9 protein-coding genes are annotated in these 11,399 nt (G+C 72.6%); 4 read left to right on the top strand and 5 right to left on the bottom strand.

Translation table 11 applies throughout. The features are described from left to right. The first annotated feature begins 63 nt into the window (after positions 1-63). The gene (locus tag HTV45_RS14925; protein WP_215206244.1) at positions 64-546 is read left to right on the top strand and encodes a DUF456 domain-containing protein; all 483 of its coding nucleotides are present in this window, start codon (positions 64-66) and stop codon (positions 544-546) included. Between the two features lie 24 nt (positions 547-570). Here HTV45_RS14925 and HTV45_RS14920 read toward each other — a convergent pair whose 3' ends face one another. The 5 genes from HTV45_RS14920 to HTV45_RS14900 form a co-directional block, all read right to left on the bottom strand. Next, entirely contained in the window at positions 571-1,065 is a 495-nt protein-coding gene (locus HTV45_RS14920) for a methylated-DNA--[protein]-cysteine S-methyltransferase (RefSeq protein ID WP_215206318.1), read from the bottom strand. Between the two features lie 10 nt (positions 1,066-1,075). Further along, complete coding sequence (locus HTV45_RS14915) at positions 1,076-2,452, bottom strand: AlkA N-terminal domain-containing protein (RefSeq protein ID WP_215206317.1); 1,377 nt, start codon at positions 2,450-2,452, stop codon at positions 1,076-1,078. A 63-nt stretch (positions 2,453-2,515) separates the two neighbouring features. Beyond that, on the bottom strand, positions 2,516-3,625 hold the full coding sequence (gene rsgA / locus HTV45_RS14910; protein ID WP_215206243.1) for a ribosome small subunit-dependent GTPase A: 1,110 nt from the start codon (positions 3,623-3,625) through the stop codon (positions 2,516-2,518). A gap of 487 nt (positions 3,626-4,112) precedes the next feature. Beyond that, positions 4,113-5,606, bottom strand: a complete 1,494-nt coding sequence (locus HTV45_RS14905; RefSeq protein ID WP_215206242.1) for a cellulose-binding domain-containing protein — start codon at positions 5,604-5,606, stop codon at positions 4,113-4,115. A 237-nt stretch (positions 5,607-5,843) separates the two neighbouring features. Continuing rightward, a complete protein-coding gene (locus HTV45_RS14900; RefSeq protein ID WP_215206241.1) occupies positions 5,844-7,166 on the bottom strand; it encodes a radical SAM protein in 1,323 nt (440 codons plus the stop codon). 155 nt (positions 7,167-7,321) lie between these two features. Here HTV45_RS14900 and HTV45_RS14895 point away from each other — a divergent pair, with 155 nt between their 5' ends. From HTV45_RS14895 to HTV45_RS14885, 3 genes are all read left to right on the top strand, one after another. Continuing rightward, a complete protein-coding gene (locus HTV45_RS14895) occupies positions 7,322-8,572 on the top strand; it encodes an FAD-binding protein (protein WP_215206240.1) in 1,251 nt (416 codons plus the stop codon). 132 nt (positions 8,573-8,704) lie between these two features. Continuing rightward, positions 8,705-9,931 (top strand): ROK family transcriptional regulator, encoded by a 1,227-nt coding sequence (locus HTV45_RS14890; protein WP_215206239.1) that lies wholly within the window; start codon positions 8,705-8,707, stop codon positions 9,929-9,931. A gap of 181 nt (positions 9,932-10,112) precedes the next feature. Beyond that, positions 10,113-11,378 carry an ABC transporter substrate-binding protein gene (locus tag HTV45_RS14885; protein WP_215206238.1) on the top strand — a complete coding sequence of 422 codons (1,266 nt, stop codon included), beginning with the start codon at positions 10,113-10,115 and terminating at the stop codon, positions 11,376-11,378. Positions 11,379-11,399 lie beyond the last annotated feature (21 nt).

The following is an 11,399-nucleotide window of genomic DNA, read 5'->3' as shown; positions in this document are numbered from 1 at the left end:
CGCGGGCCAAGGCAGCAACTCTCCCCATCGGCTGAAGTCGGTGGTCACCTCGCGGGGAGACATATGGGAGCGTGGGACCTCCTCATGGCCGGGCTGGTGCTCCTGCTCGGCCTGTGCGGAGTGCTGCTGCCAGGGGTGCCCGGGTCATGGCTGGTGTGGGCCGCGGTCCTGTGGTGGGCGCTGAAGGATCCGCAGCCCGTCGCGTGGTGGGTGTGCGTGGGCGCGACCGTCGTGCTGTTCCTGGCCCAGGTGGTGCGCTGGTCCCTGCCGCCCCGGAGACTGCGCGCGGGGGGCGCCGACGCCCGGATGCTGGCGTACGCGGGGTGCGGGTCGTTCCTCGGTTTCGTCCTGCTGCCGGTACTCGGCGCGCTGCCCGGTTTCGTCGGCGGGATGTACCTCCATGCGCGGCTCCGGCTCGGCCGCCGGGGCGAGGCGGCCGCCGCGACGCGCACGGCGATGCGCTCGGGGGGCTGGAGCCTGCTGGCGGAACTCTTCGCCTGCCAGCTGATCGCGGCGGCATGGCTCGGCGCGGTGTTCTGGGGCTGACGGCGGGCGGCCGGGCCCGGCTCCTCACGGCCGCAGCACCCCCTCGTGGGTCAGCAGCCGCACCTTCCGCTCCAGCCCGCCCGCGTACCCGGTGAGCGAGCCGTCGGAGCCGATCACCCGGTGACACGGGCGCACGATGAGCAGAGGATTGGCGCCGATCGCGCCGCCCACCGCGCGTACGGCTGGCCGGGACGCGCCGATCCGCGCCGCGATCTCACCGTAGGAGACGGTCGCCCCGTAAGGGACGTCGTCGAGCGCGGCCCACACCTTCTCGCGGAACGGTGTGCCCACGGCGCTCACGGCCAGCCGGAACTCCTTCAGCTCACCGGCGAAGTACGCCGCGAGCTGCCGCTCCGCCTCGCGGAACGGCCCCGGATCGCGCCGCCAGTCGTCGAGCACGGCGCGCCCGCCCTTCTGGCCGGGCACGGAGAGCGAGGTCAGCTCGCCGGTCGGGGCGGCGGTGAGCAGCAGCGGCCCGACGGGGCTGCCGACACTCGTCCAGTACGTCACGGTGTCCATGATCATTTGATCACTCCAATGTACCTGCGGCACGCAGGTGGTTCAGGGCGTACGAGCGCCAGGGGCGCCAGCTGTCGGGGGTTTCCGGGCCGGGCGCGGCCACGTCCGGATCGCCGAGGGCGCGGGTGCGGATCGCCGCGACGGTCCGCGCGTCCAGGCCGGGGACGGTGGCGAGGGCGGCCCCGGCGGTGTCCCGGTCGGCGCCGGGACCGAGGCACACGGTGCCGTCGGCCAGGGCGGAGGTGAGCGCGCCCAGGGTGCCGTGGGGTTCGGCTCCGGCGAGGACGGCGGGTTCGGGGAAGAGGTGGGTGAGGCTTCCGCAGGGGGCGTCCAGCCGCTTGCCGTAGCGCCGGACCAGTCCGGCGGCCTCCTCGCGGCCCGTCAGCGCGCGCACCGCCACTTCGTCCGGGTCGGCGGCGCCCGGAGAGCGCAGCCCGGGACGCGCGGCGACCAGCGGGGCGAGCCGGGCATCGGCACCGAGCCGTTCGTCGACGGCGTACGGGTCGGCGTCCAGGTCGAACAGCCGCCGCAGCCGGTGCACGGCGGTGGTCAGGTCGCGGAGGTCGGTGAGGTGCACCCGGGCGTCGAGCCAGCCGCCGGGGCGGGCTCCCGTGCCGGTGTGCGCCCGTTCGCCGACGGCCGCGATGCCGGTGCCGTGGGGCAGTCGCAGGGTGCGCCGGTAGGTGCGGTGGCCCGGGGCACCGCTCACCTCCTCCACGCCGGGGACGGCCTCGCGTTCCAGCAGGTCGAAGACGGGGCCCGCCCGGTAGGGGCCGCGGTGGGCGAGCCGCAGCGGGATGCCGGCGGTGGGCGCGCCGGCCCGGCCGCCGCGCGGCGCGGAGGCCCGCAGCCCGCTGGGGGTGGTGGCGTACACGGTCCGCACGGTGTCGTTGAACTGCCGCACGCTGGCGAAGCCGGCGGCGAAGGCGATCTCGGTGACCGGCAGGCCGGTGGTCTGCAGGAGCAGGCGCGCGGTGTGCGCCCGCTGGGCCCGGGCGAGGGCGACGGGCCCGGCGCCGAGCTCGCCGGTGAGCTGTCGCTGCACCTGGCGGGCGCTGTAGCCGAGCCGGGCGGCGAGTCCGGCGACGCCCTCACGGTCGACGACGCCGTCGGCGATCAGCCGCATGGCCCGGCCGACGGCGTCGGACCGTACGTTCCACTCGGCGGAGCCGGGCACCGCGTCCGGACGGCACCGCCGGCAGGCCCGGAACCCGGCCCCCTGCGCGGCGGCCGCGGTCGCGAAGAACCGTACGTTGGGCCGCTTCGGGGTGACGGCGGGGCAGCTGGGCCGGCAGTAGATGCCGGTCGTCGCCACGGCGAAGAAGAACACGCCGTCGAACCGGCCGTCCCGGCTGCGCACCGCCTCGTACCTGCTGTCGTCGTCCATCACACCGTCCAGTCTCCGCCCGCCGTGGAGTCCCGGCTGGCGGAAATCGGACATCACCGTGCGCTAGCGCAGCCGACCCCGTTTGGCCTCCATCGCCGCCCTGCCGATGGCACCCTTGCGCTTCCAGTCCCTGCGCATCTCCGCGCGGAGCCTGGCGTCGGTCTTGGCCACGATGTACTGGTTCTCCCGGAGCAGCTTGCGGTAGCTGTCCAGGCGGCGCTGCGGCAGCTCACCGGTCTCGACGGCTTCGAGAACCGCGCAGCCCGGCTCGCTCTCGTGGGCGCAGTCGTGGAACCGGCAGCCCTCGGAGAACTCCTCGATCTCGGCGAAGACCTGGCCGACGCCGGTTCCGGCGTCCCACAGGCCGACCCCCCTGAGGCCGGGGGTGTCGATCAGGACTCCCCCGCCGGGCAATACCAGCAGGTTGCGGGTGGTCGTGGTGTGGCGGCCCTTGCCGTCGGCGTCCCGGGTGGCCCGTACGTCCATGACGTCCTCGCCGAGGAGGGCGTTGGCCAGGGTGGACTTGCCGGCGCCGGACTGTCCGAGCAGCACCGACGTACCGCCTGACGCGATGGCGGCGAGCACGTCCAGTCCCTCCCCGCCGTTCAGCGCGCTGACGGTGACGACCGGCACGCCCGGTGCGCTGGTCTCGACGTCGCGGACGAGATGTGCCCGGGTCGCGGCGTCCGGTACGAGGTCGGCCTTGGTGAGCACGACCACCGGCTGCGCCCCGGACTCCCAGGCGAGCGCCAGGAACCGTTCGATCCGGGCCAGGTCGAGCTCGACGGCGAGCGACACGGCGACGACGGCGTGGTCGACGTTGGCGGCGAGGATCTGTCCCTCGGACCGCTTGGAGGAGGTGGAGCGCACGAAGGCGGTACGGCGCGGCAGGTACGCCCGCACATACCTCGGCACGCCCCCGGCCGGGTCGACGGCGACCCAGTCCCCGGTGCACACGACCCGCAGGGGGTCGTGCGGCGTGACGAACGCGGTGTCGGCCCGGACGGTCCCGTCGGCGGTGACGACATCGCACTGCCCGCGGTCGACCCGCACCACGCGGCCGGGCAGCAGCCCCTGCGCGCCGTACGGGGAGAACACGGCTTCCCACTCCTCGTCCCAGCCGAGGGGAGCGAGAGGATGCGGGGAAGCCGACAGAGAAGAGGAGAGGTTCAAGGGAAACCCTTCGAAGGGCGGCCCCGGCACCGCGCGTCACAGGCGCGGCAGAGAAGGAGGTGTCAGCCGAGGGCCACGGAGGTGGGATGAACGATCGTCCGGATGCGGGCAGCACCCATCGCAATGACAGTCATCGGTCACACCTCCCGTTCTCCCGCTCGGACGCGGCGGCCGGCATGGCCGCCGCACAACCTCCCGGTCACCATAGAGCGGTACGGAGACGGGCACCACTGTTTTTTCGACGACCAGCATCCGGGCCCGCGCCGGCCTGCCCCCTCCCGGCGCTTCTGCCCTCGTACCCGCCCGGCAGGCGAAGCCGGGAGCGCGGCGCGTCCCGGCGTCCTGGGGGCAGACTGGGACGGCCGAGCAGGCCGCCCATCCGTCGCAGGTGCCGGACACCGCCGGGTCCCGCGCATCCCCCGGGGCCGTGCACCACCCGCTGTTCTGTCACGCGGTCAGCACTCGCCCCCGCGACGGCCGGCGTGGGTCATCTGCTCGCGCAGGCACGGCCGTTGAGAGTGATGCCGGTGGGCGGGGAGTTGGTTCCGCTCCAGGAGGCGATGAAACCGAAGGCGATTTTCCCGCCGGCTGCGACCGTCTTGTTGTAGTCGGCGGCGGTGGCGGTGACGCGGGGGCCGTCCTGGCCGGCCGAGGCGTCCCACATCTGGGTGACCCGCTGGCCCTCCCCGAAGGTGAAGCCGACGTTCCAGGAGTCGAGCGGGTGCTGCGCGGTCACCGTGACGTCGGCCTGGAAGCCGTCGGGCCACTGGTTGACCAGGTCGTAGTCGGCCTGGCAGGGGGCCGGCCCGCTGCGGGCGGCGGTGGTCCGGGGGGCGGCGGTGCCGGAGGAGGCACCCTGGGGTTCCGGTTCGGGGCCGGGGTCGGGGTCCTCGCGCTCCGGTGTGTGCGCGGCGGTCGGCCGCGGGGTGGTGGAGGTGGCGTCGCCGGGCGGGACGGTGGGGGCCGGCGGCAGGGAAGGGCCGGGGTCGGCCACCGGCGGGCGGTCGGTGTCGGGCCGGACGGCGCTCTCGGCGGCGCCGTCCCCGAAGGGCATCAGCGAGACGGCCAGCGCCAGCAGGGAGACGAGGGCAGCGGCGGCCAGCAGTCCGTGCCGGGCGACGCGCGACCTGCCGCTCCCGCCGACCGGATCGCCGGGGTCGGCGTCGGCCCGGTCCGGACGTCCGGCCCCGAGCCGTACCTCGGCGGCGCGGCGGCGGCGCTCCAGATAGGCGAGGCCACCCCAGCCGATCACCCCGCCGGCCAGCGCCCCGGGCAGTCCCCCGCCGTGCAGCCGCAGACAGGCGGCCGCCTCGGCGCACGGGTGGCAGGTGGCGAGGTGCCGGGAGAGGTCACCGGGGGTGTCCGCGGCGGGCGAGCGGGTGACGGCGTCGAGGAGCCGGGCGTAGCTGCGGCACTCGGCGTCCATCGGGGAGTCGATGTGGTTGCGGTGGCAGCGCTCCCTGAACCGGTCCCGCACCTGGGCCAGTTCGCCGGCCGCCGTGCCGGGGTCGAGGCCGAGCCGGCGGGCGGTCAGGGGCAGCGGCAGTGCCTCCGCCTCGGCCAGCCACAGCAGTTCGGCGTCCGTCTGCTGCAGGTCGCGCAGTCCGCGTACGGCGACCGGGCGCCCCAGTGGCGGGCCGGTGTAGCGGGCGGCCTGGTCGGAGTGGAGCCACAGCCGGAGGTCCGGGTCGAGTTTGTGCCCCTGTCCCGATTCCTCCCAGGCGGTCGCGGTGGTGCGAACGGCGGCCAGCAGCAGGGGTATCCGGGGCAGCCGGGTGGAGCGTCTGCCGGTGCCCCGTACGGCGTCCGTCTCGGCGGCACGCAGCTCCCCTATCCCCTGGTCGAAGGCCTCGCGGGCCAGTTCGGCCGCGGCGGTGGATCCCGCCGCGCACAGATCGGCGTAGGAGAGCACCGCGTCCCAGCATTCGGAGAAGAGCGCCGCCTCGGTGGCGTCCCGGGGGCTGCTCGGCAGGTCGGGCATAAGACTCCTGCATCCACGAGCGAGGTCAACTCGCCATTCCGGCGGTGTAGTTGGGGGAACCTCGCGGCAGTGGCCGAGCTTTTCACGTCCTCGACACAACTGACAAGCGCCGCCTTCACCTTCGGTGGCCGCTCGGCAACCCCTCGCGTGGACCCTACGCAAGGAAGGCCGGAACGTCTCCGTTCCGGCCTTCGGCGATCTCTTTTCGGCGGGCGTACGCGAGACGCCCTGGGTCTCTCAGACGGTCTCCGCGGGCTCCTGAGCGGGAAGGCTGTCCATGAAGGAACTGACGGAGAACACCGCGTTGCCCGGTCCGGGCGGGCCGTAGCCGGGGGGCGAGGAGAGACCGAAGTCCTCCATGGTCTGCCGGTACGCCTGGAGCAGCCGGATGTGGTACTCCAGCGGCGCGCCCTGCGGGTTGGCCTTGCCGAGCGGGGTGGTCGGCTCCGGGCACCAGGTGGTGAAGCGCGGCGTGATGCCGTGCGACATGAAGAAGCGCAGGCCCTCGGTGGTGGAGTCGATCGCCTCGTCGACCGTCTTGAATCCGAAGGGCTCGGCCATCTCGACGCCCGCCACGAAGTTGGGGATCACATTGCGCGCGCCGAAGATCTCGGCCGAGTCGAGGATCCGCTCGTGCCACACGTCACGGCCGACGTAGCGCTCCTTGCCGGGGCAGTACCTCTTGAAGAGGTACTCGTCCCACACCTCGTAGTTGGGGTGGTAGATCTGCACGCCGTAGTCCTTGAAGCGCTGCACGTCGTCCTTGGGCAGCGCCTGGGCGACGACCTTGCCGATCCAGCGGCCGGGGAAGCGCTCCTCGATGGCCTTGGCGTAGTGACCGTAGAAGTCCGCCTCGTCCCGGCCCGAGACGGTGCTGGTGATGGCGCCGCCGGTGAGGGTGTAGGCGGTGGAGACCTTCGCCGTGTCGTACCGGTCGATGATCTCCAGGGCCTCGAGGACCTCCTCGACGTCCTTCACCCCGGTGTAGGGCCGGCCGGCCGCCTTGTGCTGGCGCCAGTTGTGGTTGATGTCGCAGTACTGGCACTCCTCCTTGGCGCCGAAGTACTGGCAGACCCGGAAGACGGTCAGATAGATCAGATAGCCCCACTGGATGGTGGGGGCGACCTCCATGACCGACTTCCCGCTGGCGAGGGTGTGCCGGTAGTACTCGGGCATGGGCGGCACCCCGACGTCCGAGATGCGCTTGCCGTCGAGGTAGAGACCGAGCACGCCGTGCTCGTCGGCGGCGACCCGGTAGGGGGAGGCCGGGTTCACGCGCACCGACACCACCGTGCGGCGCAGGTCGTACGGGCCGCCCGTGAGGATGATCTCCTCCGGCGGGCGCCGCAGCGCGGCCTCGCCCAGCTCGGGCAGGGTGCCGTGGTCGAAGGAGAAGATGAAGTACGACTTGGGTTTGACCTCGCCGCCCTCGTTGTCACTGAGCGCGGACGGGTCGAAGGCCACACCGCCGCGCAGCAGGTCCTCCTTGAAGACGGCCTCACGCGGCACGTGCGGGAACCGCTCCATCAGATCCTCGACCAGCGCGGTGCGGCTGCCCATCGAAGTTTTCTCCTCCCGGTTCGGACGTACGACTCCTCACGGTATGCCCCCGGCCCGACATCCGGGGTGGCGGGTCCCCCCACATGGCGTGGGTCACGCCCGGGATAGGTTCCGACCGGGGTCTTTCCGGCCCCGGAGGTCGGGAAGGACGAGGGATGGCCGAGAACGTCACCAACTGGGCGGGCAACATCACGTACGCCGCGCAGCCGCACCGTCCGCGGACCGTGGACGCGCTGCGCGCGCTGGTCGCCGCAAGCCCCCGGGTGCGGGCCCTGGGCAGCGGGCACTCCTTCAACGAGATCGCCGAGGCCGGTGCGGGCGGCGTCCTGCTCTCCCTCGACGCCCTGCCCGCGCGCATCGACGTGGACACGGCGGCCCGGACGGTACGGGTCGGGGGCGGGGTGCGGTACGCGGAGCTGGCCCGCGAGGTGCACCGGCAGGGGCTGGCGCTGGCGAACATGGCGTCGCTGCCGCACATCTCGGTGGCCGGCTCGGTCGCCACCGGTACCCACGGGTCCGGGGTCGGCAACGGCCCGCTGGCCTCGTCGGTGCGCGCGGTGGAGCTGGTCACGGCGGACGGCTCGGTGGTGACCGTGGCGCGCGGCGACGAGCGGTTCGGCGGCGCGGTCACCTCACTGGGCGCGCTCGGTGTGGTCATCGCCCTCACCCTGGACCTGGAGCCGTCCTTCGAGGTCGAACAGCATGTGTTCACCGAGCTGCCGCTGGACGGGCTGGACGACGCCACGTTCGAGACGGTGATGTCGGCGGCGTACAGCGTGAGCCTGTTCACCGACTGGCGGGCGCCGGGCTTCCGCCAGGTCTGGGTGAAGCGGCGCACCGACCGGCCGATGGCGGACTTCCCCTGGGCCCCGGCGGCGACCGAGAAGATGCACCCGGTGCCGGGAATGCCGGCGGTGAACTGCACCGAGCAGTTCGGGGTGCCGGGGCCCTGGCACGAGCGGCTGCCGCACTTCCGGGCGGAGTTCACGCCGAGCAGCGGGGCGGAACTCCAGTCCGAGTACCTGATGCCGCGCGGGTCGGCCGTCGGCATGCTGCGGGCGCTGGACGGGATCCGGGAGACCGTCGCGCCGGTGCTGCAGACCTGCGAGGTGCGCACCGTCGCCGCCGACGGCCAGTGGCTGAGCCCGGCCTACGGGCGGGACACGGTGGCCGCCCACTTCACCTGGACCGAGGACACCCGGACGGTGCTGCCCGTGGTGACGCGGGTGGAGGAGGCGCTGGCCGCGTTCGGCGCACGGCCGCACTGGGGAAAGGTGTTCACCACACCGGCGGCCCAGCTGCACGCCGGCTATCCGCGCCTGCACGACTTCCGGGCGCTGGTGCGCGAGCTGGACCCGCGGGGGAAGTTCACCAACGCCTTCGTGCGGGAGGTCCTGGGCGACTGAGCCCCGGCACCGGGGTCCGCACTTCGTCAAGCCCCTTTCCTAAGGCCTTGTCGAACGTTCCGTGTCCTGCGTAGCCTTGCCGCTCGCCGGGGCCGGGCGGGCCCGGCCGGGCAGGGACGGGGGCGGCTGACGGTGAAGCGCACATCACGGGACATCCGTACGGCCAACCGTTATCAGGTCCTGCGGCAGATCATCGCCGCGTCGCCCACCTCCCGGCAGGAGCTGGCGGCCGCCACCGGTCTGAGCGTCGCCACGGTCGCCACGCTCGTCGGTGAGCTGCTCGATCTCGCTCTGATCACCGAGGTCGGTTTCGAGGACTCGGCCGGGGGCCGCCCCCGGGGCCTGGTCGCCGTCAACGCGTCCGGAGGCACGCTGATCGGCGTCGACCTGGCCGAGACCTACGTACGGGTCGAACTGTTCGACCTCGCGCTGAACGTACTCGCCCGCGCGCAGGAGAGCACGCGCCCCGGGGACAGCCGGCCCGAGCAGGTCGTGGGGCATGTGGCCACGGCGGTCGGGGCGGTGCTGGCGCGGGCCGGGGTGGAGGGCGCGCGGGTGCTCGGGGCGGGGGTGAGCGTGCCGGGTCAGGTGGACCGGGACACCGGTGTCGCCGAGTACGCGCCGAACTGGGACTGGCACGACGTCCCACTGCTCGAGCTGCTCTCCGGCCACATCTCCTGTCCCCTGTACCTGGACAATCCGCTGCGCGCCTGCGCGGTGGCCGAGCTGTGGTTCGGGGCGGCGCGCGGACACGGGGACGCGGTGGTGGTCAACCTCGGGACCGGGGTGGGTGCCGGGCTGGTGCTGGGCGGCGGGGTGCACCGGGGCGTGAGCAACAGCGCCGGGGAATGGGGTCACACCACGCTGGTCCTGGACGGCCGCGCGTGCCACTGCGGCAACCGCGGGTGTGTGGAGACGTACACGGGCGCGCCCGGGATCATGCTGAATCTGCGGGAACTGAGTCCGGACAGCCCGCTGTTGCACGACGGGGACCAGACGGCCACCGTCGACGCGCTGGCCGGAGCGGTGCGCGCGGGCGATCCGGTGGCGCTGGGGGTGCTCCGGCACACCGCCCGGTATCTGGGCGCCGGTGTCGCCGATCTGGTCAACCTCTTCAATCCGGAGGTGGTCGTGCTCAGCAGCTGGGTCGCCGCCGCGTTCGGCGAACCGCTGCTCGACGAGGTGCGGGCCGCCGTCACCCGGCACGCGTTGCGCCGTCCGCTGGCGGCCACCCGGATCGTCCTCTCGCCGATCCCGACCGACCCGGTGTGCCTGGGAGCGGCGACGTTCGCGCTGGAGGGCGCGTTGCGGTCCGCCGGAAGGGGCGGCGCGGACCGCGCCACGACCGGCCGCCGGTAGCTCCCGGCCCACGACCCGTTCGCCATCACGAACGACGCACAGGACTTCGGACGGGCTTTGTCCAACCCCTTGCCGAAGTATTGGCCGAAGGTTAACGTCCCGCGCACCGCAAGTCCTTGAGCGCCACCCCGCCGACAGCCGCAGCGCAGCCAGAGCCGCCCAAGAGACAAGGACGTCCGCCATGCCGGGATCGAGCTACAGCACATGGGACCGCCGCACCGTGCTCCGCGCCGCCCTGGGACTCACCGCCGCCGCCGGGCTCACCGCGTGCGGCGGCAACAACGGGCGCGGGGGCGGCTCGGGTTCGGGCCCCTCCCTGGTCCAGTACTTCCACGCCTACGGCGAGGCCGGCACCGAGCAGGCGATCAAGCGGTACGCCAAGGCCTACGGGGAAGCGAACGTGTCCACGCAGTGGATCACGGGCTCCAACTTCGAGAGCAAGCTGTTCGCCTCGCTGCTCACCGACAAGGCACCGGACGTCTTCGAGTTCCACCCGCAGATCCAGCTCGTCAAGAGCGGCCAGGTGGCCGATCTGACCGAGCTGATCGACCCGGTGAAGGACGACTTCAACCCGGCCGACATCCAGTCGCACACCGTCGACGGCAAGATCTACGGCGTACGGATGATCGACGACCCGCAGTTCTTCTTCTACCGCAAGTCGCTCTTCGACGCGGCGGGCGTCGGCATCCCCCGCACACTCGACGAACTTCTGGCCGCCGCAGCCGAGTTGACCACCGACAAGATCAAGGGCATCTACCTCGGCAACACCCTGCACTCGATGGTCAACCCGCTGATCTGGGCGTCCGGCGCCGACACCCTGGACGAGAACAACGAGATCGCGTACCACACGGACGGCGTCGCCGGCGGCTTCGGCACCCTGCGCAAGCTGTTCACCAGCGGTGATCTGCTGCTCGACGCGCCGACCGACTTCTGGGACCCCTCGGCGCTCAACCAGGGGCTCACCGCGATCCAGTGGTGCGGCATGTGGGCCATGCCGCAGATGCAGGAGGCGCTCGGCGACGACCTCGGGATCTTCCCCTTCCCCCAGGTCACCGGCTCCGGCAAGCAGGCCGTCTACAACGGCGGCTGGTCGATGTTCGTCAATGCCAAGGGCAAGGACGTGGAAGCGGCCAAGGAGTACGTGAAGTGGCTGTGGATCGACCAGAAGGAGTACCAGGAGGACTGGGCGCTCTCCTACGGCTTCCATATTCCGCCGCGCACCTCGATCGCCGAGTCCGCCGACAAGCTCAAGACCGGGCTGCCGGCCGAAGGCGTGAAGTTGTTCAACGAGTTCGGGCACTTCGACAACATCGGCTGGACCCAGGCGATGATCACCGCCCTGGACGACGTCCTCGCCAACTGTGTCCGCAAGGGCGGTGACCCGGAGGCCGAGCTGGACAAGGCGGACGTGAAGGTGAACCGCGAGCTCGACAAGCTCTTCGGATAGAGCGGCGGACGGGCAGTCACG

Source organism: Streptomyces sp. CHD11 (genome assembly GCF_018638295.1).
In the GTDB taxonomy this organism is placed as follows: domain Bacteria; phylum Actinomycetota; class Actinomycetes; order Streptomycetales; family Streptomycetaceae; genus Streptomyces.
Note: the sequence above shows the minus strand (reverse complement) of the source record. Positions and strands in the feature narration are given on the sequence as shown.

Bases quoted from the DNA above. Each gene is read 5' to 3' on its own strand.
- HTV45_RS14925 (WP_215206244.1), top strand. From the start codon at position 64: ATGGGAGCGTGGGACCTCCTCATGGCCGGGCTGGTGCTCCTGCTCGGC.
- HTV45_RS14920 (WP_215206318.1), bottom strand. From the start codon at position 1,065: ATGGACACCGTGACGTACTGGACGAGTGTCGGCAGCCCCGTCGGGCCG.
- HTV45_RS14915 (WP_215206317.1), bottom strand. From the start codon at position 2,452: ATGGACGACGACAGCAGGTACGAGGCGGTGCGCAGCCGGGACGGCCGG.
- HTV45_RS14905 (WP_215206242.1), bottom strand. From the start codon at position 5,606: ATGCCCGACCTGCCGAGCAGCCCCCGGGACGCCACCGAGGCGGCGCTC.
- HTV45_RS14900 (WP_215206241.1), bottom strand. From the start codon at position 7,166: ATGGGCAGCCGCACCGCGCTGGTCGAGGATCTGATGGAGCGGTTCCCG.
- HTV45_RS14895 (WP_215206240.1), top strand. From the start codon at position 7,322: ATGGCCGAGAACGTCACCAACTGGGCGGGCAACATCACGTACGCCGCG.
- HTV45_RS14885 (WP_215206238.1), top strand. From the start codon at position 10,113: ATGCCGGGATCGAGCTACAGCACATGGGACCGCCGCACCGTGCTCCGC.